This window comes from Variovorax sp. LjRoot130, assembly GCF_964253755.1.
Taxonomy (GTDB): domain Bacteria; phylum Pseudomonadota; class Gammaproteobacteria; order Burkholderiales; family Burkholderiaceae_C; genus Variovorax.
In genome coordinates, this window is the sequence record NZ_CAXURM020000001.1 from 1679224 (window position 1) to 1703406 (window position 24183).

The window sequence follows — 24183 nt, forward strand, 5'->3', positions numbered from 1 at the left end:
CGGCAAGTATCCCCGCACCATCGCTGATTGCAACTCACCCGGTGCGGTCCTGCCAGGTTTGCAGCGCAGCCTGCGCCTGCAGGCGCGCCGGCGCGGGAAGGAAGGAATGCTCGGCCGCTTGCAGGCCCATCGCCGCGAGGTCGCGCAGGCCCAGGCCGTTGTCGCGCACCAGGCCCATCGCTTCTCCGCTCATGCTGACCATCGAGATCAGCCGGTTGTCGGTATGGAAGGACAGGCTCAGGCCGGCCTGCCAGAGTCGCCGGATCGGGTGGGCCGCCAGCGATGCGGCAGCGCCGGTGTGGACGTTGCTGGTGGGGCACAGCTCCAGGTGCACGCCGCTGGCGCGCACTTCGTCGAGCATCGCGCGGGCCGCGCTGCCGGCCTCCGCGTCCAGCGCATCGGCCAGCCGCACGCCGTGCCCGATGCGGCGTGCACCCAGGCGCGCCGCTTCCAGCACGCGCTCGGCCGCGTCGGCCTCGCCGGCATGGCAGGTGATCGGCAGGCCGGCCTCGCGCGCCATGGCGAAGGCGGCGGCATGGCGCGACGGCGGATGGCCCCGTTCGGCGCCCGCCAGGTCGAAGCCGATCACGCCCTCGGCGCGGTAGCGCAGTGCCAGGCGCATCACGCGCTCGCTGTGCGCGCTGGGCTGCTCGCGCATGGCGCACAGGATCAGCCCGCTCGGGAGCGGGCTCTGGCGCAAGCCGGCCAAGAGCGCCTCGACCGCGGCCTCGGGCGGCACGCCCATCGGCTCGAACAGCAGCGGCGCGATGCGGAACTCGGCCAGCACGCAGCCGTCGAGCCGCGCGTCTTCGGCCGCCTCGAAGGCCACACGCGCGAGCGCGGCGGGGCTGGCCATGGCCGCGACCGTGAGGGCGAAGCCGCGCAGGTACTCGGCGAGGCTGCCGGCATGGGCGCGCGCGTCGAACCAGGCCGCCAGCGCTGCGGCGTCCGGCGCCGGCGCGGCCAGGCCGCGTGCGCGCAGCAGTTCGAGCAGGGTGGCCGGTCGCAGGCCGCCGTCGAGATGCTCGTGCAGCAGCACCTTCGGCAACGCCTGCAGGTGTTGCGCGAGCGCGGGAGAGAGCGGAGCGGCCATCGCGGCATGGTAGTGGAGCTAGTGGTGCCCCGGGGTTGATGCGGCGCAAGTCTTGCTATCCTGACCCGAGGCTCTCGCGAGCCCTGCAACGCAGCAAGAAGTCTTACAGCCGGATCGCCAATACCAAGGATGCGCACATGAAACTCAACAAGGCCCTCGTCCTCGCTTTCGCCGCCGGCGCCACGCTGGTGGCAGGTGCCGAGCCGGCCATCGTCTACGACATGGGCGGCAAGTTCGACAAGTCCTTCAACGAAGCGGCCTACCGCGGCGCAGAGATGTGGAAGAAGGAAAGCGGCAAGCCCTACCTCGACTTCGAGATCGCCAACGAGGCGCAGCGCGAGCAGGCCATGCGCCGCATGGCCGCGCGCGGCGCCAACCCGGTGATCGGCATCGGCTTCTCGCAGGGCAGCAGCATCGAGAAGGTGGCCAAGGAATTCCCCAAGCTCAACTTCGCGATCATCGACTCGGTGGTCAAGCTGCCCAATGTCGAATCGATCGTGTTCAAGGAGCAGGAGGGAAGCTTCCTGGTCGGCATGATGGCGGCGCTGGCCAGCAAGAGCGGCAAGGTCGGCTTCGTCGGCGGCATGGACATTCCGTTGATCCGCAAGTTCCAGTGCGGCTACGAGCAGGGCGCCAAGTACGCCAACCCGAAGGTCGAGGTGAGCTCGGTCATGACCGGCACCACGCCCGCCGCCTGGAGCGACCCGACGCGCGGCAGCGAACTCGCCAAGGCGCAGTTCGCCAAGGGTGTCGACGTGGTGTTCGCCGCCGCCGGCGGCACCGGCTCGGGCGTCTACCAGGCCGCCAAGGATGCGGGCAAGCTTGCCATCGGCGTCGACAGCAACCAGAACCACCTGCAGCCGGGCACCATGCTGACCTCGATGGTCAAGCGCGTCGACGTGGCGGTGCTCAACGCCGCGAAGAAGCCGACCCCCGGCGTCACCTCGCTGGGCCTGAAGGAAGGCGGGGTCGACTACGCGCTGGACGAGCACAACGCCAAGCTGGTGAGCGCCGACATGAAGGCGAAGGTCGACGCGGCCAAGGCCGACATCATTGCGGGCAAGATCAAGGTGGCCGACTACATGGCCGACAACGCCTGCAAACTGTGACTCTCCCCCAGGCTTCGCGCACTTCGTGTCGCTACGCCAACCCCCTCACCGGGGGCAACACCAGCGGCCCGGCAAAGCCGGTTCCGCGGTGTTCCTGGTATCGCGTGGGGGCATTCGCCTTGCGTGGGGCGCGCTGAAATTCCATGAACGAGAGCCCCGCGCCCGCGGTGCGCATGACGCGCATTGACAAGCACTTCGGCGCCGTCCACGCGAATCGCGAAGTCACGCTCACGGTGCCGGCCGGCACGGTGCATGGCGTGGTGGGCGAGAACGGCGCCGGCAAGAGCACGCTGATGTCGATCCTGTACGGCTTCTACCAGGCCGACAGCGGCGAGATCGAGATCGAAGGCAAGGCTGCGCAGATTCGCGGCGCGCACGAAGCCATTGCCCTGGGCATCGGCATGGTGCACCAGCACTTCATGCTGGTCGAGACGTTTTCCGCGCTCGACAACATCCTGCTCGGCGCCGAGCCGCACTGGCGGCTGCCGAACGCGCGCGCGCAGGTGCGCACGCGCCTCGAGGCGCTGATGCGCGACAGCGGCCTGCAAGTGCGGCTGGACCTGCCGGTCGAACAGCTGCCGGTTGGCGAACGCCAGCGCTTGGAGATCCTCAAGGCGCTGTTTCGCGGCGCGCGCATCCTGATCCTCGACGAGCCGACGGCGGTGCTCACGCCGCAGGAGACCGAGCAGCTGTTCGACACGCTGCGGGCCTTGCGCGCGCGCGGCACCACGGTGCTGCTGATCACGCACAAGCTCAAGGAAATCATGGCGCTGTGCGACGCGGTGACGGTGATGCGCGCGGGCGCCGTGGTGCTGGCCTGCGCCACGGCCGACACCAGCGTCGACGCGCTCGCGCAGGCCATGGTCGGACGCCGCGTGCAGATGGGGCGCGTGGACAGCGCCGCGCGCGCCGCGAGCGCCGCGTCGCTGCTCGAAGCGCGCGGCCTGAACTGGTGCGACGCGCAGGGCACGCCGCGCCTGGTCGACGTGTCGCTGCAGTTGCGTGCGGGCGAGATCGTCGGCATCGCGGGCGTCTCGGGCAACGGCCAGAGCGAGCTGCTGGAGGTGCTCTCAGGCATGCTGGCGCCGCAGGCCGGCACGCTCACGCTGGGCTCGCGCTCCTTCACGCGCGAGCATTGGCTCGACCCCGAAGCCGCGCGCGAAGCAGGGCTCGCCCATGTGCCGGAAGATCGGCACCGGCGCGGCCTGGTGCTGCCCTTCGCGGCCTGGGAATCGGCCCTGCTCGGCTATCAGCGGCGCCCGCGCTACAGCCGGCACGGCTGGATGAGGCAGTCGGCCATGCAGGCCGACACCGCGCGGATGATGGACGAGTACGACGTGAGGCCGCGCAATGTGCGCCTGACGAGCGCCAAGCTCTCCGGCGGCAACCAGCAGAAGCTGGTGCTGGCGCGCGAAGCCGCGCCGAAGCCGCGGGTGCTGCTGGTGGGCCAGCCGACGCGCGGGGTCGATATCGGCGCCATCGAGTTCATCCACGGTCGCCTGCGCGCGATGGCGGCCGGCGGCGGTGCGGTGCTCGTCGTCTCGTCCGAGCTCGACGAGATCCTGGCGCTGGCCGACCGCGTGCTCGTGATGGCCGGCGGACGCATCGTCGGCGAGCGCCCGGTCGCCCAGTGCGACGAGACCACGCTGGGCCGCCTGATGTGCGGCGCGGGCGACGAGGTCGCGAAGTCGTGAGTCCTCAAGGCACTGATCTGCCGCGCTGGATCGACCTCTTGGTCCTGCCGCTCGTCAACCTCGCGATGGCCCTCCTGGCCTGCGGCATCGTCGTCGCCGTGGTCGGCCACAACCCGTGGCAGGTGCTCACGCTGCTGATCCAGGGTGCCTTCGGCAGCCGCATGGGCGTGAGCTACACGCTGTACTACGCCACCACCTTCGTCTTCACCGGCCTGGCGGTGGCGGTCGCTTTCCATGCGGGCCTGTTCAACATCGGCGGCGAAGGCCAGGCCATGATGGGCGGGCTGGGCACCGCGCTGGCGGCCCTGGCGCTGGGCGAACACCTGCCGCGCTGGGCCATGCTGCCGCTGATGATCGGCGCCGCCATGCTGTTCGGCATGTGCTGGGCCGCGGTGCCGGCGGCGCTGCAGGCCTGGCGCGGCAGCCATGTGGTGATCACCACCATCATGTTCAACTTCATCGCCTCGGCGCTCCTGGCCTATCTGCTGGTCGACGTGCTCAAGGAGCCCGGCAACATGACGGTGGAGAGCCGCGCCTTCGCGCCGTCGGCGCACCTGCCCGGCGTGCACGAAGCGCTCGCCGGCCTCGGCATCGAATGGCCGGCCTCGCCGCTCAACCTGAGCGTGCTGCTGGCGCTGGCCGCGGCCGTGGCCGTGTACCTGCTGCTGTGGCGCTCGCAGCCGGGCTACGCCATCCGCGCGGTCGGCCATGCGCCGGAGGCGGCGCACTACGGCGGCATGCGGCCGCGCGTGCAGATCATGGTGTCGATGGCGTTGTCCGGCGCGCTGGCCGGGCTGGTGGGCATCAACGAGATCGCGGGCGTGCACGGGCGCTTGCTGCTCGAGTATGTGGTGGGCGCCGGCTTCGCCGGTATCGCGGTCTCGCTGATCGGGCGCAACCACCCGGTGGGCATCGTGCTGGCAGCGCTGCTCTTCGGCGCGCTGTACCAGGGCGGCTCCGAACTGGCCTTCGAGATTCCCGGTTTCAGCCGCGACATGGTGTACACGCTGCAGGGCCTGATCGTGCTGTTCTCCGGCGCGCTGGCGCATGTGGCGGCGCCGACGCTGACACGGCTGTGGCGCGCGACGCGCCGTGCGCCGCGCGCCGCGGCGGCAGCAGGGAGCACCGTCGATGGATGAAGTCGCGCTCGGCACCTTGCTGGCCTCGACCCTGCGCGTGGCGACGCCGCTGATCCTGTGCGCGCTGGCCGGTGCGCTGGCCGAGCGCTCGGGCGTGATCGATCTGGGCCTCGAAGGCAAGATGCTGTCCTGCGCTTTCGCCGCCGGCAGCGTCGCTGCGCTGAGCGGCTCCTTGGCCCTGGCCCTGGCGGTGTCGCTCATCGTCGGCGTCGCGCTCTCGCTGCTGCAGGGCTTCGGCTGCGTGACCCATCGCGGCGACCAGGTGGTGATGGGCATGGCCATCACCATGACGGCCGCCGGGCTGACGGTGGTGCTGGGCATCGCGTGGTTCCAGCAGGGCGGCCAGACGCCCCCGCTGCCCGACACGGTGCGCCTCGCGCCGTGGGGGGCGGGCGCCGGTGAGGCGCTGCGCGCGCTGCCCTGGGTGGGCACGGTGCTGGGGCTGGGCCTGTTCGGCCACAACGCGCTGGTGTATCTCGCCATCGCGCTGGTGCCGGCCGTCTGGTGGCTGCTGTTTCGCACCCGCTTCGGCCTGCGCCTGCGCGCCACCGGCGAGAACCCGGCCATGGTGGATGCGGCGGGCGTTTCCATCACCGCGCTGCGCTACCGGGCGCTCATGCTCAACGGCGTGCTGTGCTCCCTGGCCGGCAGCTACCTGGTGCTGGCGCAGAATCCGTCGTTCATGCCGAACATGACGGCCGGCCGCGGCTACATGGCCCTGGCCGCCATGATCTTCGGCAAGTGGCATCCGGTCGGCGCCTTTTTCGCCTGCCTGTTGTTCGGCTTTCTCGACGCGGTGTCGATCCGCTTGCAGGGCACGGTGCTGCCCTTGATCGGCGCCGTGCCGGTGCAGGCGGTCCAGGCCTTGCCCTACCTGATGACGGTGGTGCTGTTGGCCGGCTTCGTGGGCAAGGCGCGTGCGCCCAAGGCGCTCGGCATCCCGTACGTGAAGGAGCGATGATGGCCGTTTCGCAGACCCAGATGACGCAGTTGATCGATGCCGCCCGCGCCGCCCGCGAGCGCGCCTATGCACCCTATTCGAAGTTCGCAGTCGGCGCCGCGCTGCTCGACGAACGCGGCCAGGTCCATGCGGGTTGCAACATCGAGAACGCCGCCTATCCGCAGGGCCAGTGCGCCGAGGCCTCGGCGCTCGCGCACCTGGTGCTGGCCGGCGGCACGCGGGTGCTGGCGGCGGTGGTGGTCGGCGTGGCCAAGGCGCCCGTCACGCCGTGCGGCGGCTGTCGCCAGAAGCTGCGCGAGTTCGCCGACGACGACACGCCGGTGTGGTGTGCCGACCTGCGCGAGGTGCGCGGCCGCTACACGATGGGCGAGCTGCTGCCGGCGAGCTTTGGTCCGGCGCATCTGCCGTCGCCATGAGCGCAGCGCCGGGCCGCCCCAAGCAAGCCCGCGCCCCCTCGGGGGGCAGCGAGGACACGAAGTGCCGAGCGTGGGGGTCGCCATGAACGCCATCGAAGCAAGCGCCGCGCGCATCCGTGTCGCCGGTCCCGTGCCCGAGCTGGCGGTGGTGCTCGGCTCCGGCTGGGACCGCGCCGCCGAGCTGGTCGAGGCGCCCACGGACATCCCTTATCCCGAGCTGCCCGCCTTCCCGGCGCTGAACGTCGACGGCCATGCCGGCATCCTGCGGCTGGGCCGCATCGGCGGCCGCGCGGTCGCGCTCTTGCGCGGCCGCAAGCACGCCTACGAAAGCGGCGACGCGGCGGCCATGAAGGGCCCAATCCGCAGCCTGGCCGCCGCCGGCTGCCGCATCCTCGTGCTGACCAATGCCGCCGGCAGCCTGGACGCGAACATGGGCCCGGGCTCGCTGATGCTGATCGCCGATCACCTCAACATGGCCCAGCGCACGCCGCTGCACGACGAGCCCGGCTCGGACCGCTTCGTCGACATGAGCGATGCCTACGATCCGGCCTTGCGCGCGCAGGCCCGCGCCGCGGCCGCGCAGGCGGGCATCGCGCTGCACGAAGGCGTCTATGCCTGGGTGCTGGGCCCGCAGTTCGAGACCCCGGCCGAGATCCGCATGCTGGGCCTGCTGGGCGCGCAGGCCGTGGGCATGAGCACCGTGCCCGAGGTCATCCTGGCGCGGCATGCGGGCCTGAAGGTGCTGGCCTTCTCGATGCTCACCAACATGGCTGCGGGGCTCTCCGATGAAAGCCTGAGCCACGCCCACACCCTGCGCAACGCGCGCGCCGCCGACCAGGACGCATCGCGCCTGCTCACAGCGGTCATTGCAGCGATCTGATCTGCTCTGGAGGATTCGACCCATGCGCATGCCATTCATCGCCGCCGCCGCCGCCGCCGCGCTGGCCCTGCTGGCCGGTTGCGCTACGGCGCCGGGCGAGCGCGCGCCGATCAAGCTGACCGTGCTGCACACCAACGACCACCACGGCCGCTTCTGGACCAATGCCGACGGCGAATACGGCATGGCCGCGCGCAAGACGCTCATCGACCGCCTGCGCGCCGAGGTGCAGGCAAGCGGCGGCTACACGCTGCTGCTCGACGGCGGCGACATCAACACCGGCGTGCCCGAGTCCGACCTGCAGGACGCCGAGCCCGACTTCAAGGGAATGAAGCTGCTCGGCTACGACGCCTCGGCGGTCGGCAACCACGAGTTCGACAAGCCGCCCGCGGTGCTGGACAAGCAGCGCCAGTGGGCCGGCTTTCCGCTGCTCTCGGCCAACATCTACAAGAACGGCCAGCGCATGTTCGAGCCCTACCGCGTGTTCGAGCGCGGCGGCTTGCGGATCGCGGTGCTGGGCCTGACCACCGACGACACGGCCAGGATGGTGATGCCCGCCAACATCGCGGGCATCGAATTCCGCAAGCCCATCGACGAGGCGGCCCAACTGCTGCCCGAGCTGCGCGCCAAGGCCGACATGGTGATCGCCGCCACCCACATGGGCCACTACACCGACGGCCGGCGCGGCGTCAACGCGCCGGGCGATGTGGAGATGGCGCGCGCCACCCGCGGGCTCGACCTGATCGTCGGCGGCCACAGCCAGAACCCGGTCTGCATGCTGCAGGAAAACCTGCGCAACGACGCCTACGTGCCCGGCACGCCCTGCGCGCCCGACCGTCAGAACGGCACCTGGATCGTGCAGGCGCACGAATGGGGCAAATACGTGGGCCGGGCCGACTTCGAGGTGCGCCCGGGCCGGATCGAGTTGATCAAGTACCAGCTGATTCCGGTCAACCTCAAGCGCACTGTGGACGGCAAGAAGGTCGCGTATGAAGAGACCATTCCCGAGGACGCCGGCGTGCGCGCCTTCCTACAGCCCTTCCAGGACAACGGGCAGGCGCAGCTGACGGTGCCGGTGGGCGAAGCGGCCGGCGTGTTCGACGGTGATCGCGAACGGGTGCGCAGGCAAGCCACCAATCTCGGCCGGCTGATCGCCCAGGCCATGCGCGACAAGACGGGCGCCGATGTCGCGCTCATGAATTCGGGCGGGGTGCGCGATTCGCTGCCCGACGGCCGCATCACCTACCGCGACGTGCTCAAGGTCCAGCCTTTCGGCAATCAGGTGACCGTGGTACAGCTCACGGGCGCCGAGCTGCTCGGCTACCTCGAAGCCGCGGCCAGGATGACACCGGGCTCGGGCGGCTTCCCGCAGACGGCGGGCGTGCAGATGCTGATCGAAGGCGGACAGCTGAAGGATGCCAAGGTCAACGGCCAGCCCATCGACCCGCGGCGCGCGTACCGGCTGGCGATCAACAACTTCACTGCCACCGGCGGCGACGGCTATCCCAAGCTGGCGACGCATCCGGGCTACCTCAACACCGGCTTCGTCGATGCCGAGGTGCTGCGCGCCTACATCGCCGGCCGCAGCCCGCTCAAGGCCGCCGACTACGCACCGGGCGACGAGGTGCTAAGGAGATGATGTGGAAACCGACATGACACGCGACGCGCGCATTGCGCTGGCCTGCCTGGACCTGACCAGCCTCAACGACGGCGACGACGCGGCCGCCATCGATGCCTTGTGCGCCAAGGCGCAAGGGCCGGCCGGCCCGCCGGCGGCGCTGTGCGTGTGGCCGCGCTTCGTGGCGCAGGCCAGGGCCGCGCTGCCGGCATCGATCCGCGTCGCGGCCGTGGTTAACTTCCCCGACGGCGCGCTCGACAGCGAACGCGCCTTGCGCGAGACGCAGGCCATCCTCGCGGCCGGCGGCGACGAAGTGGACCTGGTCCTGCCCTGGCGCGCTCTCGCCGCGGGCAATGCGGACGGCGCGGCGGCCCTGGTCGCGCAGGTGCGCGCGGCCTGCGCGGGCAAGACGCTCAAGCTCATCATCGAATCCGGCGAACTTCAGACGCCCGAACTGATCCGCCAGGCCTGCCGCATCGGGCTCGATGCCGGCGTTGACTTCCTCAAGACCAGCACCGGCAAGACGGCCACGGGCGCGACGCCCGATGCCGCGCGCGCGATGCTCGAGACCATCGCCGGCCACGCGCGAAAAGATGAGGTCGGCTTCAAGGCCTCGGGCGGCGTGCGCACGGTGGCCGATGCGGCGATCTACATCGCGCTGGCGCGCGAGATGCTGGGCGAGTCGGCCATCGGACCGAAGCGGCTGCGCTTCGGCGCCAGCGGCCTGCTGGCCGACATCGAGTCGGTGTTGCTGCAGAAAGGCGCCGGCAAGCCATCCGTTCCCGGAGACTATTGATGCTGCTGCCGGCCGAGGTCATCCGCGCCAAGCGCGATCGCCATGCGCTCTCGCCGGCGCAGATCGAAGCCTTCGTGCGCGGCCTCACCGACGGCAGCTGGAGCGAAGGCCAGATCGCCGCGCTGGCGATGGCGATCCTGCTCAATGGCATGGACGATGGCGAATGCGTGGCACTGACCCGCGGCATGACGCATTCCGGCGAAGTGCTGCAATGGCCCGATGTGCCGGGCCCGGTGCTCGACAAGCATTCCACCGGCGGCGTGGGCGACAAGGTGAGCCTCATGCTGGCGCCGATCGTCGCGGCCTGCGGCGGCGTGGTGCCGATGATCTCCGGCCGCGGCCTGGGCCACACCGGCGGCACGCTGGACAAGCTCGAATCGCTGGCGGGCTACCGCGTCGAGCCGTCGCTTGATGCGCTGCTCGCCGTTCTGCGCGATGCCGGCTGCGCCATCGTCGGCGCCGGCCCCACGCTGGCACCTGCCGACAAGCGGCTCTACGCGATTCGCGACGTGACGGCCACGGTCGAATCGCTGCCCTTGATCACCGCCAGCATCCTCTCCAAGAAGCTCGCGGCCGGGCTCGAGGGACTGGTGCTCGACGTGAAGGTGGGCAACGGCGCCTTCATGCCGCGCCTGGACGGCGCGCGGGCGCTGGCCAAGAGCCTGGTCGACGTGGCGGCCGGCGCCGGCTTGCGCGCGGAGGCGCTGATCACCGACATGAACCAGGTGCTGGGCCGCAGCGCGGGCAATGCGCTCGAAGTGCGCGAAGCGATCGATTTCCTGATGGGCGCTGAACGCGAGCCGCGGCTGCTCGAAGTGACCCTGGCGCTCGCGGCGCGGCTGCTGCGCCTGGGCGGCCTCGCGGCCGACCTGCCCGAGGCCAGGGCCCACGCCATGCGCGCGCTCGACAGCGGCGCGGCCGCCGAGCGTTTCGCGCGCATGGTGTCGGGCCTGGGTGGTGCGAGCGACCTCGGGCAAGCAGTGCGCCAACTGCCGGAGGCGCCGGTGCAATGCGATTTGCCGGCACCGCAAGACGGCGTACTGGTGGCGGCGGACGTGCGCGCCATCGGCCTGGCCATCGTTGCCCTGGGCGGCGGCCGGCGCCGCGCCGAAGACCGCATCGATCCGCGCGTCGGGCTCACGCAGGTGCTGCCGCTGGGCAGCAAGGTACGCAAGGGCGAGCCGCTGGCGCGCGTGCATGCGGCCAGCCAGGCCGATGCCGAAGCGGCGATCGCGGCGCTGCAGGCGGCCATGCGCATCGAAGAAGACGGCACGCAAGGGTCGGCAGCGCCTGATGTGCCGGCCCCGGTGATCTGCGCGGAGATCACGCGGGCGCCGTAGCGCGCCCCATGCCTGGACTCAAGGCCGCAAAGCCTGCGTCAACTCCATCACCGACGACAAGCCCGCCGCGATGCGCGGCGCGAGGAAGGCGCCCATCTGCGGTATCAGCAGTTGCAGCATGCCGATGCCCGCGAGCAGCGTCAGCGGAAAGCCCACCGCGAAGATGCTGAACTGCGGCGAGGCGCGGTTCAGGATGCCCATCGCCAGGTTGAGCGTGAGCAGCGCCGTGACCAGCGGCAGCGCCAGCATCAGGCCGTTGGCGAAGATCTGGCCGGCGCCCGCGACGAGGAACATCCAGCCGCGCGCGGCCAGCGGCGCGTCGGCGATCGGCAGGGTCTGGAAGCTCTCGGCGAGCGCGGCGAGCAGCAGCAGGTGGCCGTCGAGCGCGAGGAAGATCAGCATCGCCAGCATGTGCAGCAGGCGCGCGACCACCATGGTGGCGCCGCCGCTCATCGGATCGAAGAAGGACGCGAAGGACAGGCCCATCTGCAGGCCGATGTACTCGCCCGCCGCCAGCACGGCGGCGAACACCAGCCGCATCGCGAAGCCGATGGCGCCGCCGATGAGCACCTGCTGCACCAGGATCCAGACGCCGCCCGCGGACACCACCGGCACCGGCGGCATCGGCCCGATGGTGGGCGCGACTGCCACCGCGAGCAGGGCCGCGATCGCGACCTTGATCTGCCGCGGCACGCCCGGCTCCCCGAAGATCGGCGCGGTGCTGACCAGCGCCAGCATGCGCACGAAGGGCCAGAGGAAGGCCACCATCCAGGCGTTGAGTTCCCCCGAGGTGACCGAAAAGACCGGCGGCATTGCGCCTCTAGGTCACGAGCTGCGGAATGCTCGAGAACAGCGTCCGCATGTAGTCCACGATCTGGCCCAGCATCCAGGGCCCGGCGATCACCAGCACAGCGAACACCGCCAGCAGCTTCGGGATGAAGGACAGCGTGGCTTCGTTGATCTGCGTGGCGGCCTGGAAGATGCTGATGACCAGGCCGACCACCAGCGCCACCAGCAGCAGGGGCGCGCCGAGCAGCAGCGACACATGGATCGCCTGGCTGCCGATGGCCATGACGGATTCGGGCGTCATAGATAGAAACTCTCGGCCAGCGCACCGATCAGCAACTGCCAGCCGTCGGCCATGACGAAGAGCATCAGCTTGAAGGGCAGCGCGATGGAGGCGGGTGGCACCATCATCATGCCCATCGACATCAGCACGCTGGCCACCACGAGGTCGATGATGAGGAAGGGGATGAAGATGGTGAAGCCGATCTGGAACGCGGTCTTCAGCTCGCTGATCACGAAGGAGGGCAAGAGGATGCGCAGCGGCACTTCCTCAGGCCCTTCCATCGCCGGCACCTTGGCCAGCCGCGCGAAGAGCGCGAGGTCGTTCTCGCGGGTCTGCTTCAGCATGAAGGTCTTGAAGGGGCCGATGCCGCGTTCGAGCGCGCGCTCGGCGCTGATCTTGTTTTCGGAGAAGGGCTTGTAGGCCTCGTTGTAGACCTTGTCGAAGACCGGCGACATCACGAAGAAGGTCAGGAAGAGCGACAGGCCCACCAGGATCTGGTTGGGCGGCGACGATTGCGTGCCGATGGCGGTGCGCAGCAAGCCCAGCACGATGAGGATGCGCGTGAAGCTGGTCATGCACAGCAAGAGCGCCGGCAGGAAGGACAGCGAGGTCAGCAGCACCAGCGTCTGCACGCTCAGCGACCAGGTCTGGCTGCCGCCCGGGCCGGGCGTGCTCACGAGGCCGGGCAGGCCCTGCGCCCAGGCGGCGATCGGCAGTGCAGGCAGCACGAGCGCCAGCAGCAGGCTCGCGCGACGCAGGCAACGACGACGGTGGCCCTGCATCATTCGCCCGGCCGCGGCCTGACGCCGAGCGATTCGCGCAGCTTCTGCGCGAACAGGCCGAGCGCCTGGGAGGTTCTCGCATCCAGCGGCGTGGCCGCCGGCGCCGAGGCCACGGCTTGCGCCGGCAGCGTGTGCAGGGTGTTGATCTGGCTGGCCGTGACGCCCAGCACCAGCCAGGTCGCACCCACTTCCACCACCACCACACGCTCGCGCTGGCCGACCATGGAGCTCGACACCACCTTCACGAGATTGCCGCCGCCGAAGCGCTGCAGGCCGAAGCGGCGTGCCATCCATGCGCACGCAAAAATCAGCGCGAGCACCACCAGCATGCCGAAGCCGGCCTGCAGCAGGCCGGAGGCGCCGACTGCCGGCGCGGCCTCGGCGGCGGGTGTCGGCACGGTGGGCAGCGCCGCGCGCGCCGGCAGCGTGCATGCCCACGCAAGAAGAGAGGCCGCGGCCCGCAGCGGTCGCCTGCAAGGAATCATGAGCGGCTGAGCTTCTGCATGCGCTCGGAGGGCGTGACGATGTCGGTCAGGCGGATGCCGTACTTCTCGTTCACCACCACCACCTCGCCCTGTGCGATCAGGTAGCCGTTGATCAGCACGTCCAGCGGCTGGCCGGCCAGGCCGTCGAGCTCGACCACCGAACCCTGCGAGAGCTGCAGCAGGTTCTTGATGGTGATGCGCGTGCGGCCGATCTCGGCCGTGAGCTGCACCGGCACATCGAGGATGCGTTCGATGTCCACCGGCGAGCTGTGGGCCGTCGGCGCGTTCTGGATCGGCTGGAAGACCTGTGCGCCGGCCGGCGCCGCCACGGGTGCGGGTGCGGCGGCCTGCAGGGGCGCAGGCGCGGAGGCCGCGGTCTGCTCGGCCAGCGCGCTGGCCCAGTCGTCCGCATCGCTGCTGGAAGGAGTGTTGTCAGTCATGGTCGTTCTTCAGATCGCTGTCTTGGTGGGAGATCATCTGTTGCACGCGCAGCGCATAGCGTTCGTTCGAGACGCCGAAGCCGCACTCCATCACCGGAATGCCGTCGACGCGCGCGACGACGGAGCTCGGCAGCTCGATCGGCAGCACGTCGCCGACCTGCAGCTTCATCAGCTCGCCGATGGTCGAGGGGATGGTCACGAAGTCGGCGCTGAGCTCGACGTCGGCGCTCTGCATCTGCTGCGACATCTGCTTGACCCAGCGCTTGTCGACCTCGATCTCGTCCTGCACCGGGTTGGACAGCAGGTCGCGGATCGGCTCGATCATCGAGTAGGGGATGCACACGTGCACGAAGCCGCCGACCGGGCCGAACTCGACCTGCAGCGTGGTGGTGATCACCACCTCGTTGGGCGCGACGATGTTGGCCAGCTTGCCGTGCATCTCGGCGCGCACGTAGTCGAAGGCGAGCGGAAACACCGGCTGCCAGGCGTCGCCGTAGCACTGCAGCGTGAGGTTCAGCAGGCGCTTGATGATGCGCTGCTCGGTGCGCGTGAAGTCGCGCCCTTCCACGCGCACGTGGTAGCGGCCGTCGCTGCCGAACAGGTTGTCCACCACCAGGAACACCAGCTTCGGATCGAACACGATCAGGGCGGTGCCGCGCAGCGGCTTGAAGTGCAGCATGTTGATGTTGGTCGGCACCGGCAGGTGGCGCACGAACTCGCCGTACTGCTGGATCTGCACCGGCCCGACCGAGATGTCGGCGCTGCGCCGCATGAAGTTCAGCAAGGAGCTGCGCAGATGGCGCGCGAAACGCTCGTTGATGACCTCCAGCGTGTGCATGCGGCTGCGCACCACGCGGTCGGGCGCACCGAGGTCGTAGGCCGGCAGGCCGTCGGTGGCCGGCGTGGGCGCGCGGGTCTGGTCGACGGCTCCGCCGGTGACGCCTTGCAGCAGCGCATCGACCTCGTCCTGCGAGAGCACCTGTTCATAGGCCATGCCAGGAGACCCTTACTGCACCACGAAGGTGTTGAAGGAAACGCTGGAGATGTCCTGCGCGGGCAGGTTGGGACCGAGCGGCTTGTTGAGCTCGGCGCGGATCTCCTCGGCCAGCCGGGCCTTGTCCTGCGTGGACAGCAGCGACTCGGGCTGGCGGTTCGACAGCAGCAGCAGCAGCCGGCTGCGCAGCTCGGGCATGGATTCGACGATCTGCGTCTTGGCCTGCTCGTCGCGCACCTTGAGCGCCATGCCGATGTGCAGGAAGCGGCCGCGGCCTTCGGACTGCACGTTGACGGTCAGCGGTTCGAGCGTGACGAAGATGGGCTTCTGCGGCACCGGCGCGGCGGCTTCGCGCGCGAAGAGGTTGCTGCGGCTCAAGGCATAACCGCCGCCGCCGAGGGCGCACAGGCCGACGGCGATCAGCAGCCCGATCAGCAGCTTCGACGAGCGCGGCGCGGAGGGAGCGACTTGGGTGAGTGAGGGACTGGTGGCCATGGGTGGGAGCTGCTGCAAAACGATTCGGTCTATTCTTGGCCGGCGCACGCGCAAGCGAAGCGCCGATCAAGCGGGGGAAAGGGCCTCAGATCTCGCGTTTCAGGCGAAGGTATCGAGTCCGGCGCTGCCGGTACTGCGCGCGGCCACAGGCATGCGAGGCGCAATGGCATCGGTGCCCGTGTCCGCGCGCCCGGGATACGCCGCCTGCCGCGAGGACGAGGGCTGCTGCTGCGGCTGGCCGAAGCCGTCGCCTTGTCCGGCCCAGGGCCGCGACTCGGCTCCGACCGAGGTCTGGCCCAGGCTGATGCCCTGCTCGGCGAGCGTGCTGCGCAATTGCGGCAGCGCGGCCTCGACGGCCTTGCGAACGGATTCATGGGCCGACACGAACATGGCCTGCGCCTGGTTGTCGCCGAGACTGAGCGTGACCTTGAGCGGGCCGAGGCCGGCCGGGTTGAGGTTGAGCTCGGCCACCTGATGGCCGCCAGTGCTCATGCGCAGCATCTGCTGGCCGATGGCCGGGCCCCATTCGTCGCTGCCGACCGGCGGTGCGACGGTCAACACGGGTGTGGGGCTGGCGGGTGCGCTGGCGCGCTCCACCGCCTGCGGCATGAAAGACGTCGATGTGGGGACCAGAGTCGGGGATGCCGGGCTCTGAGCTGCGGCTGCATCGGCACGCTCGGTGCTCGTCGCGGCAGCCGGCACCGTCTTCGTCTCGTCGACGGAGGGCAGCGCGGGCGATGCCTTGGCCTGCTGTTGCGCGGCCGTGCCGGCGGCCGGGGCTTTCGCCGAGGGGAGGGCGCTCGCGGCCGGCGGCGGCGGTGTTGCAGCGACGGCTGTCGGCGCGGCGGCGTCGGCAACGCTCGCATCCGCTGCCACGGGCACCGACTTGGCGGTGTTGGCCTGTGCCGCAGCTGCTTGTGCAGGAAGCGTTTTCGCCTCCGGGCCTGCATCTTGCGTTGCGGGGAGGGTCTTGGCTGCTGCTTCGGTGCCGGCTTCGGTCAGGGCGGTCGCCGGCGGCGTCTGCGCAAGCAAGGGGTCTTGGGCAACATCCGTTGCCATCGACACCTCTGCCTTGGCTTCGCTCGGCAGGCTGGCGGCGGGCGTCGCCACGGCCGTCGGTTGAGCCGCGACCGGCGCGGGCGCGAACAGCGCGAAGGCCAGCAGATCGGAGACGAGCTCGTCCTTCTTGTCCGCGCCGCGCTCCGGCTTCGGAAGCGCAGCGGCCTCGGCAGGCGCTGCGTCCGGCGATGCCTCGGACTTCCGCGCACCGGCGGCGCGCGAGCGCTCGAGCACCTCGCCGAAGCGCTGTCCCTGCGGCTCGTCGGCCGGGCGGCCGCGCGGGCCGGAGGATGTGAGCGGCTGGCTGGGCGCGGCCGGGCCGGCAGAAGGAGCGATGAAGGTGGACATGGCGGTTCCAGGTAGATGAGATCAGGGGCTCGAATGCGCCGCGCGGTCGATGAACTTGCGCGCCGCGCGCTCGTCGCTGTCGCGCTGTTCGCGCTTGGCCTGCACCATCGCTTCCTGGCGACGCAGGCGGTCGGCCAGGGTGTCGAAGGAGTTGAGGCGGCGCGCATGGTGCTGCCAGTCGCCACGGCCATGGTCGAGCCGGACATTCGTCTGGACGGCGATGGCGCGTTGCTGCTCGATGGCGCCGTCGAGCGTGCTGAGGAAGTTGCGGTAGTTGCGCCACTGCGAGGCGGGCAGGCCGCTCTCCATCAGCAGCTGAAGCTGGTGGCTGTAGTCCTGGCGGTATTGCAGCAGCAGGTCCAGCTTCTGGTGCGCGCTGACCTGCGCGCTCTGCAAGGCACCCAGGCGCCGCGCGGCCTCTTCCTTCTGCGTGCGGGCCAGTTCGGTCAGGGTGTCGAGGGGGAGCTTCTTGGACATAACAGGTCCTATTTGCTTTCGAACAAACCGGTGATGTGCGCGATCGAGCCCGCGTAGTCGGCGCGCTCGTGCATCGCCTGCTGCAGGAAGGCTTCGATCTTGGGATACATCGCGATCGCCTGGTCCAGCTGCAGGTCGTGGCCGGCCGCATAGGCGCCGACGCTGATCAGGTCGCGGTTGCGCTGGTAGCGCGAGAGCATCTGCTTGAAGCGGCGCACGGTCTCGAACTGCGAGGGCGGAATCAGCGCGGTCATCGCGCGGCTGATGGAAGCCTCGATGTCGATGGCCGGGTAGTGGCCGGCCTCGGCCAGCGTGCGCGAGAGCACCACGTGGCCGTCGAGGATGGCGCGCGCCGAATCGGCGATCGGGTCCTGCTGGTCGTCGCCTTCGGACAGCACGGTGTAGAAGGCGGTGATGGATCCGCCGCGGCCTTGTGCATCGCGCGCGCCGTTGCCGGCACGCTCCACCAGCGCAGGCAGCTTCGCGAACACCGAAGGCGGGTAGCCCTTGGTGGCCGGCGGCTCGCCCACAGCCAGCGCGATCTCGCGCTGCGCCATCGCGTAGCGGGTGAGCGAATCCATGATCAAGAGCACGTCCTTGCCCTGGTCGCGGAAGTACTCGGCCAGGCAGGTCGCATAGGCCGCGCCCTGCAGGCGCAAGAGCGGCGAGTTGTCGGCCGGCGCGGCGACCACCACCGCGCGGGCCAGGCCTTCCTCGCCCAGCGTGTTCTCGATGAAGTCCTTCACCTCGCGGCCGCGTTCGCCGATCAGGCCGACCACGATCACCTCGGCGCTGGTGTAGCGCGCCATCATCCCGAGCAGCACGCTCTTGCCCACACCGGAGCCCGCGAACAGGCCCATGCGCTGGCCGCGGCCGACGGTGAGCATGGCGTTGATGGCGCGCACGCCGACATCGAGCACCGAGTCGATGGGCGCGCGCGAGAGCGGATTGACCGGCGGCGAGGAGAGCGGCACCTTGCGGGCGATGTCGAGCGGGCCGAGCCCGTCGAGCGGGCGGCCGGCCGCATCGACCACGCGGCCGAGCATGCCTTCGCCGACCGGCAGCCGCTTGGTGTGCGAATCGCCGCCGGCGCCGGGCCCGCCCGTGCCGGGCCGCGCGAAGACGCGCGCACCGGGCAAGAGACCCGCCACTTCGCTCTGCGGCATCAGGAACAGGCGATCGCCGGCGAAGCCCACCACCTCGGCTTCGGCATGGCGCTGCGGATAGCCGGGCGGCAGCTCGATCAGGCAGTCGCTGCCCACGGGCAGCTGCAGGCCCACGGCTTCGAGCACCAGGCCCACCGCGCGGGTCAGTCGGCCCGAGTGGGTGGTGGTCGTGCAGTGGCTGACCTCGCTGCGCGCCTGGGCGAGCATGCCGCGCCAGGATTGCAGATGGGGGTTGGGTGTGAGCGTCGACATCAGATGTCCAGCGCATCCACATCGCGGTGCAGTGCGGCAGTCACGCTCTTCCAGCGGGTTTCGAGGCTGGCATCCATCTCGCCGCTGGCGGACTGGACGCGGCAGCCGCCGCGCGCCAGCGTGTCGTCGGCGCGCACCTGCCAGCCGGCGATCTGCAGTTCGTTGCCCAGGCTGTTCTTGACCAGCGCCACGTCCTCGGGATGCAGCAGCAGGCGCGGCTCGCCCTGCAGCGCAGGCTCGGCATGCAGCAGGTCCTGCACCAGCGGCAGCACCCATTCGGGCTCGGCGCGCAAGGTGCGGTGCACCACCTGGCGGGCCACGTCGAGCGCGAGCGTGAGAATGGCATCGGCCAGTTCGCTCTCGGCGCGGCGCAGTGCGTCCGGCAGCGTGGCGGCCAGCGCGCGCAGCTGCTCGGCATGCGCGCTGGCGGCGGCCAGGCCCGAGGCCAGGCCGGCGGTGCGGCCCTCGGCATGGCCCTGTGCCCAGCCTTCGCGGCGGCCTTCGGCTTCGCCCGCGGCGCGCGCTTCGAGGCGCAGGCGTTCGAGTTCGGTGTCGCGCGCCAGCGCCGCGGGATCGATGCGCTGCGCGTTGGCGGCTTCGACAACGTGCTGCGGCGGCGCGGTGTCTTCATCCAGCGTGCCCATTTCCCAGCGCTGCCAGGCGGAGAGCACCGGCTTGGGCGGCGTGGCCGGCCGCGTTGGCGCATAGGCTGCGGACAGCCGTGCACGGGCGCCGAAGGAGGAGTGGCTAGACGAAGTCATCGGTTCCCGGCGCAGCGACTGTGATCTCGCCCGAATCGGCAAGGCGGCGCACCACCTGCAGGATGGCCTTCTGCTCGGCTTCGACCTGCGAGACCCGCACCGGGCCGCGCAGCTCGATGTCCTCGCGCAGCGTCTCGGCGGCGCGCTGCGACATGTTCCGCAGGAACTTGTCGCGCAGCTCCTGCGGCGAGCCCTTGAGCGCGACGATGAGCGAATCGGATTCGATGTCCTTGAGTAGGCGCTGGATGAAGCGGTCCTCGAGATCGAGCAGGTTCTCGAACACGAACATCTCTTCGAGGATGCGCTGCGCGAGGGCCTCGTCGTGCTCGCGCACGTGGGCGATGGCCTCGTCTTCCTGCGCGCTGTTCATGAGGTTGACGATCTCGGCGGCGGTCCGCACACCGCCCAGGCGGCTGCGCTTCAGGCCTTCGCCGGAGAGCATCTCGGTCAGCACGTCGGTCAGCTCGGCCAGCGCCGCCGGCTGCACGCCACCGAAGGTGGCCACGCGCATGATCACGTCGTGGCGCAGGCGCACGGGCAGCTTCTCCAGCACTTCCGAAGCCTTCTTGCGGTCCAGGTGCACCAAGAGCGTGGCGAGGATCTGCGGATGCTCGTCGCGGATCAGTTCCACCACTTCGCCGGCCTCGAGATCGTTGAGCCGCTCGATGCCGCCGTGCGGCTCGTCGGGCTGCAGGATGTCTTCGAGCAGGTTGCTGGCGCGGTCGTCGCCCAGCGCCTTGCGCAGCACCGCGCGGATGTAGCTGCCCGAACCCAGGTGCAGAGCCGAGAGCTGCTCGGTCTCCATGCGGAACTCGGACAGCACGGCCGCCAGCTCCTCCTTGGACACCTGGCTCAGCTTGGCCATCGCGACGCCCAGCGCCTGTACCTCGGTGGTGGGCAGGTGGTGCAGCGTGGCGGCGGCACGGTCCTCGCCCAGCGACATCAGCAGGATCGCGGCCTTGCGGGTTCCCAAGTTGATATTGCTCATGGGTTCATCCAATGCTTGATCAGCGTGGCCACCAGCCGCGGATCGCTGTCGGCGGTCTGGTGGGCGTAGTCGAGGTCGGCCTTCTGGCGCTCGGCTTCGCGCTGGCGTGCGCTTTCCTGCGCGGAGCCGGCGTCGTCGGGATCGCCGCCGGGGGCCATGGCCTTCTGTGCCGGTTCGGCGGAAGCGGGCGCTGCCGGCGGTGCCAGGTGCTTGCGCAGCAGCGGCCGCAGCACGGCGAACCAGGCGAAGAGGGCGAGGGCGGCGAGCAGCAGGTACTGGCCGATGGTCTTGGCAAGCTCGATGTTGTCGGGGTCGCGCCAGTTCGGCACGTCCCGTGCCACTTCATCGTGGCCCTCGCGGGCGAAGGCGCTGTTGACCACGTTGAGCGAGTCGCCGCGCTCCTGGCTGTAGCCCATGGCTTCCTTGACCAGGTTGCGGATCTGCTCGATCTCTGCCGGCGCGAGCGCGCGCGCGCCGGCCTTGCCGTCCGCGCCCTCGCGGTTGTTCACCACCACCGCTACCGACAGGCGCTTGACCGCACCGGCGCCCTGCTGCACATGGCGGATCGAGCGGTCGAGCTCGTAGTTGGTCGTCGTGTCCTTGCGCAGGCTGGAGGGCGCGCCGGGCGCCGTGCTGGTGGCCGTCGTGGTCGTCGATGCGGCCGCGGGCGGCGTCGCGGCGGTGCCGGGCCGCGGCGCTGTGATCGGCGCGTTCGGCGTGGTCGGCGGCTGGTTCGACAGCGCGCCCGGCACGCCGCCCGGGGGCGTCGCGCCGTGCTGGCTCGATTCGCTCGATTGCTGGCTGCGGACCGCGGCATTGCGCGGATCCTGGTTGGGGCTGTATTTCTCGTCGGTGCGTTCGACCACCGAGAAGTCGATGTCGGCCGCGACCTGCGCCCGCACATTGCTCGCGCCGACGATGGGCTGCAGGATGGCCTCGATGCGGCGGATGTAGCCCTGCTCGATCTCCTGCGCGTACTTGAGCTGGCTCACGTCCAGGCCGCGCGCGCCGGCATTGGCCGCCGACAGCAGGTTGCCGCGCTGGTCGACCACCGTCACGCTCTTGGCGTCGAGCTCGGGCACGCTGCTGGAGATCATGTGGACGATGGCGCTGACCTGGCCTTCGTCGATGCTGCGGCCGCGGTGCAGGCTCAGCACCACCGAGGCGGAAGGCTTCTTCTGGTCGCGCACGAAGAGCGAGGGCTTGGGCAGCGCCAGGTGCACGCGCGCCGACTCGACCGTGGCTATCGACTCGATGGAGCGCGCGAGCTCGCCTTCGAGCCCGCGCTGGTAGTTGACCTGTTCGGCGAACTGGCTGGTGCCGAACTTCTGGTTGTCCATCAGCTCGAAGCCGACCCCGCCGCCCTTGGGCAGGCCCTGGGCCGCGAGCTTCAGGCGCACTTCGGGCACCTTGTCGCCGGCGATCAGGATCGCGCCGCCGCCTTCGGCGAACTTGTAGGGCACGTTCATCTGCGTGAGCGACGCGATGATCGCGCCGCCGTCGCGGTCCGAGACGTTGGTGTAGAGCACCTTGTAGTCGGGTGCGCGGCTCCAGAGCATGAAGGCCGCGGCGGCCGCGACCACCGCGGCGGCGCCGACGATCAGCGGCAGCTTCGGCTGCGCGCGCATCCGTTCCATGAGAGGCGGGAGGGCCGGCGCCGTCGGCGCGGCGCCCGCGGGCGCCGTCGCACTCATGTGCGCGCCTCCGGCGCGGCCGGCCGCGCCGGATTCATGGAGAGGAAAGAGAGTCGTCGATGTGGAGGAGTCATGCCGCAGGGCCGTTGATGTCGTCAGCAGGCTTTCTTGTTCGCAGTCGATTCTCGGCAGCCGGTGCGGATTCGATTGGTCGAACAACCGCGGGTTTTGCCGTCAGTTGGGCGCATCTGCCGGCAGCCTTGGCTGATACGCTGAAAACACGCGGGAGTGCCTTGGCGCTTCCTTTGTCAATACGGAAGTTCTAGAAGAGAAAAGGTTTGCTCATGTCGATTGCCGCCATCGAGTCCGTCCTGCAGCAGATGCGGGTCACCGCGCTCCGGTCCGGCTTCACGCCGCCCGCCGCCGAGGCGGCCCAGCCGGGCGGCTTCGCAGCCGAACTCCGGCGCTCGCTCGACAACATCAGCACGGCGCAGACCAAGGCTTACGGCCAGGCCGAGGCCTTCGAGCTGGGGCGTCCGGGCGTGGCGCTCAACGATGTCATGGTCGACCTGCAGAAGGCCAACGTGGCTTTCCAGACCGGGCTGCAGGTGCGCAACCGGCTGGTGGCCGCCTATCAGGAAGTGATGAACCTGCCCGCTTGAGCCCTGAAGGTTGTGGAAAGGGCCGCGCGCATCTTTTTGGCGCACCGGCCTAAATGTTTGGAAAGCCCTGCCGATAACTAATCCAACGATGGCTTGAGTCTCACGGTGGGAAGCGGGTCCAGCGTTGCGGCCATTGGCCGAAGTCCACAACCTTTGTCTACAGGAGTCGAACATGGCGCAAGTCATCAACACCAATAGTCTCTCGCTGCTCACGCAGAACAACCTCAACGCGTCGCAGTCGTCGTTGAACACCGCGATCCAGCGCCTGTCTTCGGGCCTGCGGATCAACGGTGCCAAGGACGACGCGGCCGGCCAGGCGATCGCCAACCGCTTCACGGCGAACATCAAGGGCCTGTCGCAAGCCCAGCGCAATGCCAACGACGGCATCTCGCTGGCGCAAACGACGGAAGGCGCACTGAAGGAAGTGAACAACAACCTGCAGCGCGTTCGCGAACTCGCCGTGCAAGCCGCCAACGGCAGCAACTCGGCCAGCGACCTGAAGTCGATCCAGGACGAAATCACCCAGCGCATGAGCGAAATCGACCGTGTCTCGGCACAGACCGATTTCAACGGCGTGAAGGTTCTGTCGGCCGGCGCGAAGCCGCTGACCGTGCAAGTCGGTGCCAACGACGGCGAAACCATCAAGATCGACCTCAAGCAGATCGACTCGACGACGCTCGGCCTCGGCGGCTTCTCGGTGAGCAACAACGCTCTCCCCGTGAGCGAGGCCATCACGCAGACCAACCTGGCTGCCACGCCTGCCGCTGTCGATCTGAGCGCTGCTGCCACGTCCCTGGGCGTCGCTGCGAGCTCGTTGAGCCTGCACAACGTGAAGGACGCCACCGGCGCCGCCACGGCCAACTTCGTGGTCAAGTCGGGTGACAGCTTCTATGCCGCCTCGGTCGCCGACGCCACCGGTGCCGTGACGCTGAACGTCGCCGACATCGACTTCACCGATCCGTCCAACGGCGTGACCGCTGCCGTGACGCTGGCCGACCAGCTCGTCAAGGTCGGTGTCGATTCCACCGGCGCCACCACCGCCTACGTGGCCGTGCAAGGCAAGAACTTCAGCGTCGGCGCAGGCGCGCTGGCCAACGGCGGTGCAGGCGGGACCGACTTCGACAACACCGCCACCGACATCGTGCTGAGCGGCGCCGGCGCCACGGCCGAATTCACGGGTGCGGCTTCGGTCGACCCGATGAAGAAGCTCGACGCAGCGCTCAAGATGGTCGACGACCTGCGCAGCTCGCTGGGTGCGGTGCAGAACCGTTTCGACTCGACGATCGCCAACCTCGGCACCACGGTGACCAACCTGTCTTCTTCGCGTTCGCGCATCGAAGACGCCGACTACGCGACCGAAGTGTCGAACATGACCCGCGCGCAGATCCTCCAGCAAGCCGGTACCTCGGTGCTGGCCCAGGCCAACCAGACCACGCAGAACGTGCTGTCCCTCCTGCGTTAATCGAAGAAGGAACCATCGCAGGCGTCCGGGCGAAAGCCCGACAGCGCCTGCGCTGTTCTCTGCGGC

At 69.7% G+C, this 24183-nt stretch carries 25 protein-coding genes; 11 read left to right on the forward strand and 14 right to left on the reverse strand.

Features of this window, described 5'->3' with window-relative positions:
* Nucleotides 1-34: 34 nt before the first annotated feature.
* Nucleotides 35-1093, reverse strand: a complete 1059-nt coding sequence (locus ACSQ86_RS08420) for an adenosine deaminase family protein (RefSeq protein ID WP_436308749.1) — start codon at nt 1091-1093, stop codon at nt 35-37.
* 137 nt (nt 1094-1230) lie between these two features.
* On the opposite strand from ACSQ86_RS08420, the gene ACSQ86_RS08425 reads away from it, so the two are divergent.
* The 9 genes from ACSQ86_RS08425 to deoA all read left to right on the forward strand — a co-directional run bounded on the left by ACSQ86_RS08425 (nt 1231) and on the right by deoA (nt 11043).
* On the forward strand, nt 1231-2202 hold the full coding sequence (locus ACSQ86_RS08425; protein ID WP_093102651.1) for a BMP family lipoprotein: 972 nt from the start codon (nt 1231-1233) through the stop codon (nt 2200-2202).
* Nucleotides 2203-2345: 143 nt separating this feature from the next.
* Nucleotides 2346-3896 (forward strand): ABC transporter ATP-binding protein, encoded by a 1551-nt coding sequence (locus ACSQ86_RS08430; RefSeq protein ID WP_436308750.1) that lies wholly within the window; start codon nt 2346-2348, stop codon nt 3894-3896.
* Entirely contained in the window at nt 3893-5035 is a 1143-nt protein-coding gene (locus tag ACSQ86_RS08435; RefSeq protein ID WP_436308751.1) for an ABC transporter permease, read from the forward strand. The genes ACSQ86_RS08430 and ACSQ86_RS08435 overlap by 4 nt, the downstream gene beginning before the upstream one ends.
* Nucleotides 5028-5996, forward strand: a complete 969-nt coding sequence (locus tag ACSQ86_RS08440; protein WP_436303306.1) for an ABC transporter permease — start codon at nt 5028-5030, stop codon at nt 5994-5996. The genes ACSQ86_RS08435 and ACSQ86_RS08440 overlap by 8 nt, the downstream gene beginning before the upstream one ends.
* Nucleotides 5996-6412 (forward strand): cytidine deaminase, encoded by a 417-nt coding sequence (locus ACSQ86_RS08445; protein WP_436303307.1) that lies wholly within the window; start codon nt 5996-5998, stop codon nt 6410-6412. The genes ACSQ86_RS08440 and ACSQ86_RS08445 overlap by 1 nt, the downstream gene beginning before the upstream one ends.
* Before the next feature lie 82 nt (nt 6413-6494).
* The gene (locus tag ACSQ86_RS08450; RefSeq protein ID WP_436308752.1) at nt 6495-7292 is read left to right on the forward strand and encodes a purine-nucleoside phosphorylase; all 798 of its coding nucleotides are present in this window, start codon (nt 6495-6497) and stop codon (nt 7290-7292) included.
* Nucleotides 7293-7314: 22 nt separating this feature from the next.
* On the forward strand, nt 7315-8928 hold the full coding sequence (ushA, locus tag ACSQ86_RS08455) for a bifunctional UDP-sugar hydrolase/5'-nucleotidase UshA (RefSeq protein ID WP_436308753.1): 1614 nt from the start codon (nt 7315-7317) through the stop codon (nt 8926-8928).
* Nucleotides 8929-8941: 13 nt separating this feature from the next.
* The gene (gene deoC, locus ACSQ86_RS08460; protein ID WP_436306274.1) at nt 8942-9703 is read left to right on the forward strand and encodes a deoxyribose-phosphate aldolase; all 762 of its coding nucleotides are present in this window, start codon (nt 8942-8944) and stop codon (nt 9701-9703) included.
* Nucleotides 9703-11043, forward strand: coding sequence for a thymidine phosphorylase (deoA, locus tag ACSQ86_RS08465; protein ID WP_436303311.1), 1341 nt, complete (start codon nt 9703-9705; stop codon nt 11041-11043). Before deoC ends, deoA begins: the two co-directional genes overlap by 1 nt.
* A gap of 18 nt (nt 11044-11061) precedes the next feature.
* On the opposite strand, the gene fliR is transcribed toward deoA, so the two are convergent.
* From fliR to fliF, 13 genes are all read right to left on the reverse strand, one after another.
* On the reverse strand, nt 11062-11856 hold the full coding sequence (fliR, locus tag ACSQ86_RS08470; RefSeq protein WP_436308754.1) for a flagellar biosynthetic protein FliR: 795 nt from the start codon (nt 11854-11856) through the stop codon (nt 11062-11064).
* A 7-nt stretch (nt 11857-11863) separates the two neighbouring features.
* On the reverse strand, nt 11864-12133 hold the full coding sequence (gene fliQ, locus ACSQ86_RS08475; RefSeq protein ID WP_093102001.1) for a flagellar biosynthesis protein FliQ: 270 nt from the start codon (nt 12131-12133) through the stop codon (nt 11864-11866).
* Nucleotides 12130-12897, reverse strand: a complete 768-nt coding sequence (fliP, locus tag ACSQ86_RS08480; RefSeq protein WP_436303312.1) for a flagellar type III secretion system pore protein FliP — start codon at nt 12895-12897, stop codon at nt 12130-12132. The genes fliQ and fliP overlap by 4 nt, the downstream gene beginning before the upstream one ends.
* Complete coding sequence (fliO, locus tag ACSQ86_RS08485; RefSeq protein WP_436303313.1) at nt 12894-13379, reverse strand: flagellar biosynthetic protein FliO; 486 nt, start codon at nt 13377-13379, stop codon at nt 12894-12896. The genes fliP and fliO overlap by 4 nt, the downstream gene beginning before the upstream one ends.
* Nucleotides 13376-13819, reverse strand: coding sequence for a flagellar motor switch protein FliN (fliN, locus tag ACSQ86_RS08490; protein WP_093102006.1), 444 nt, complete (start codon nt 13817-13819; stop codon nt 13376-13378). Before fliN ends, fliO begins: the two co-directional genes overlap by 4 nt.
* Entirely contained in the window at nt 13812-14813 is a 1002-nt protein-coding gene (gene fliM, locus ACSQ86_RS08495; protein ID WP_093102008.1) for a flagellar motor switch protein FliM, read from the reverse strand. Before fliM ends, fliN begins: the two co-directional genes overlap by 8 nt.
* A gap of 12 nt (nt 14814-14825) precedes the next feature.
* Nucleotides 14826-15308: a flagellar basal body-associated protein FliL gene (gene fliL, locus ACSQ86_RS08500; protein WP_436290800.1), complete on the reverse strand. Its 483-nt coding sequence runs from the start codon at nt 15306-15308 to the stop codon at nt 14826-14828.
* A gap of 99 nt (nt 15309-15407) precedes the next feature.
* Nucleotides 15408-16715 carry a flagellar hook-length control protein FliK gene (locus ACSQ86_RS08505; protein ID WP_436308755.1) on the reverse strand — a complete coding sequence of 436 codons (1308 nt, stop codon included), beginning with the start codon at nt 16713-16715 and terminating at the stop codon, nt 15408-15410.
* Nucleotides 16716-16736: 21 nt separating this feature from the next.
* Nucleotides 16737-17192 (reverse strand): flagellar export protein FliJ, encoded by a 456-nt coding sequence (fliJ, locus tag ACSQ86_RS08510; protein WP_093102012.1) that lies wholly within the window; start codon nt 17190-17192, stop codon nt 16737-16739.
* A gap of 8 nt (nt 17193-17200) precedes the next feature.
* Nucleotides 17201-18610, reverse strand: a complete 1410-nt coding sequence (fliI, locus tag ACSQ86_RS08515) for a flagellar protein export ATPase FliI (RefSeq protein ID WP_436308756.1) — start codon at nt 18608-18610, stop codon at nt 17201-17203.
* On the reverse strand, nt 18610-19371 hold the full coding sequence (gene fliH, locus ACSQ86_RS08520) for a flagellar assembly protein FliH (protein WP_436308757.1): 762 nt from the start codon (nt 19369-19371) through the stop codon (nt 18610-18612). The genes fliI and fliH overlap by 1 nt, the downstream gene beginning before the upstream one ends.
* A complete protein-coding gene (gene fliG, locus ACSQ86_RS08525) occupies nt 19358-20359 on the reverse strand; it encodes a flagellar motor switch protein FliG (RefSeq protein WP_436303317.1) in 1002 nt (333 codons plus the stop codon). Before fliG ends, fliH begins: the two co-directional genes overlap by 14 nt.
* The gene (gene fliF / locus ACSQ86_RS08530; protein WP_436303318.1) at nt 20356-22053 is read right to left on the reverse strand and encodes a flagellar basal-body MS-ring/collar protein FliF; all 1698 of its coding nucleotides are present in this window, start codon (nt 22051-22053) and stop codon (nt 20356-20358) included. Before fliF ends, fliG begins: the two co-directional genes overlap by 4 nt.
* A 284-nt stretch (nt 22054-22337) precedes the next feature.
* On the opposite strand from fliF, the gene fliE reads away from it, so the two are divergent.
* Together fliE and ACSQ86_RS08540 are read left to right on the forward strand one after the other, a co-directional pair.
* A complete protein-coding gene (gene fliE / locus ACSQ86_RS08535; protein ID WP_436303319.1) occupies nt 22338-22655 on the forward strand; it encodes a flagellar hook-basal body complex protein FliE in 318 nt (105 codons plus the stop codon).
* Nucleotides 22656-22827: 172 nt separating this feature from the next.
* A complete protein-coding gene (locus tag ACSQ86_RS08540; RefSeq protein WP_093102020.1) occupies nt 22828-24117 on the forward strand; it encodes a FliC/FljB family flagellin in 1290 nt (429 codons plus the stop codon).
* Nucleotides 24118-24183 lie beyond the last annotated feature (66 nt).

What these genes read in the sequence shown, in the direction of transcription:
- ACSQ86_RS08420 (WP_436308749.1), bottom strand. Translation starts at nt 1,093, where the DNA reads ATGGCCGCTCCGCTCTCTCCCGCGCTCGCGCAACACCTGCAGGCGTTG.
- ACSQ86_RS08425 (WP_093102651.1), top strand. Translation starts at nt 1,231, where the DNA reads ATGAAACTCAACAAGGCCCTCGTCCTCGCTTTCGCCGCCGGCGCCACG.
- ACSQ86_RS08430 (WP_436308750.1), top strand. Translation starts at nt 2,346, where the DNA reads ATGAACGAGAGCCCCGCGCCCGCGGTGCGCATGACGCGCATTGACAAG.
- ACSQ86_RS08440 (WP_436303306.1), top strand. Translation starts at nt 5,028, where the DNA reads ATGGATGAAGTCGCGCTCGGCACCTTGCTGGCCTCGACCCTGCGCGTG.
- ACSQ86_RS08445 (WP_436303307.1), top strand. Translation starts at nt 5,996, where the DNA reads ATGGCCGTTTCGCAGACCCAGATGACGCAGTTGATCGATGCCGCCCGC.
- ACSQ86_RS08450 (WP_436308752.1), top strand. Translation starts at nt 6,495, where the DNA reads ATGAACGCCATCGAAGCAAGCGCCGCGCGCATCCGTGTCGCCGGTCCC.
- ushA (WP_436308753.1), top strand. Translation starts at nt 7,315, where the DNA reads ATGCGCATGCCATTCATCGCCGCCGCCGCCGCCGCCGCGCTGGCCCTG.
- deoC (WP_436306274.1), top strand. Translation starts at nt 8,942, where the DNA reads ATGACACGCGACGCGCGCATTGCGCTGGCCTGCCTGGACCTGACCAGC.
- deoA (WP_436303311.1), top strand. Translation starts at nt 9,703, where the DNA reads ATGCTGCTGCCGGCCGAGGTCATCCGCGCCAAGCGCGATCGCCATGCG.
- fliR (WP_436308754.1), bottom strand. Translation starts at nt 11,856, where the DNA reads ATGCCGCCGGTCTTTTCGGTCACCTCGGGGGAACTCAACGCCTGGATG.
- fliQ (WP_093102001.1), bottom strand. Translation starts at nt 12,133, where the DNA reads ATGACGCCCGAATCCGTCATGGCCATCGGCAGCCAGGCGATCCATGTG.
- fliP (WP_436303312.1), bottom strand. Translation starts at nt 12,897, where the DNA reads ATGATGCAGGGCCACCGTCGTCGTTGCCTGCGTCGCGCGAGCCTGCTG.
- fliO (WP_436303313.1), bottom strand. Translation starts at nt 13,379, where the DNA reads ATGATTCCTTGCAGGCGACCGCTGCGGGCCGCGGCCTCTCTTCTTGCG.
- fliN (WP_093102006.1), bottom strand. Translation starts at nt 13,819, where the DNA reads ATGACTGACAACACTCCTTCCAGCAGCGATGCGGACGACTGGGCCAGC.
- fliM (WP_093102008.1), bottom strand. Translation starts at nt 14,813, where the DNA reads ATGGCCTATGAACAGGTGCTCTCGCAGGACGAGGTCGATGCGCTGCTG.
- fliL (WP_436290800.1), bottom strand. Translation starts at nt 15,308, where the DNA reads ATGGCCACCAGTCCCTCACTCACCCAAGTCGCTCCCTCCGCGCCGCGC.
- ACSQ86_RS08505 (WP_436308755.1), bottom strand. Translation starts at nt 16,715, where the DNA reads ATGTCCACCTTCATCGCTCCTTCTGCCGGCCCGGCCGCGCCCAGCCAG.
- fliJ (WP_093102012.1), bottom strand. Translation starts at nt 17,192, where the DNA reads ATGTCCAAGAAGCTCCCCCTCGACACCCTGACCGAACTGGCCCGCACG.
- fliI (WP_436308756.1), bottom strand. Translation starts at nt 18,610, where the DNA reads ATGTCGACGCTCACACCCAACCCCCATCTGCAATCCTGGCGCGGCATG.
- fliH (WP_436308757.1), bottom strand. Translation starts at nt 19,371, where the DNA reads ATGACTTCGTCTAGCCACTCCTCCTTCGGCGCCCGTGCACGGCTGTCC.
- fliG (WP_436303317.1), bottom strand. Translation starts at nt 20,359, where the DNA reads ATGAGCAATATCAACTTGGGAACCCGCAAGGCCGCGATCCTGCTGATG.
- fliF (WP_436303318.1), bottom strand. Translation starts at nt 22,053, where the DNA reads ATGAGTGCGACGGCGCCCGCGGGCGCCGCGCCGACGGCGCCGGCCCTC.
- fliE (WP_436303319.1), top strand. Translation starts at nt 22,338, where the DNA reads ATGTCGATTGCCGCCATCGAGTCCGTCCTGCAGCAGATGCGGGTCACC.
- ACSQ86_RS08540 (WP_093102020.1), top strand. Translation starts at nt 22,828, where the DNA reads ATGGCGCAAGTCATCAACACCAATAGTCTCTCGCTGCTCACGCAGAAC.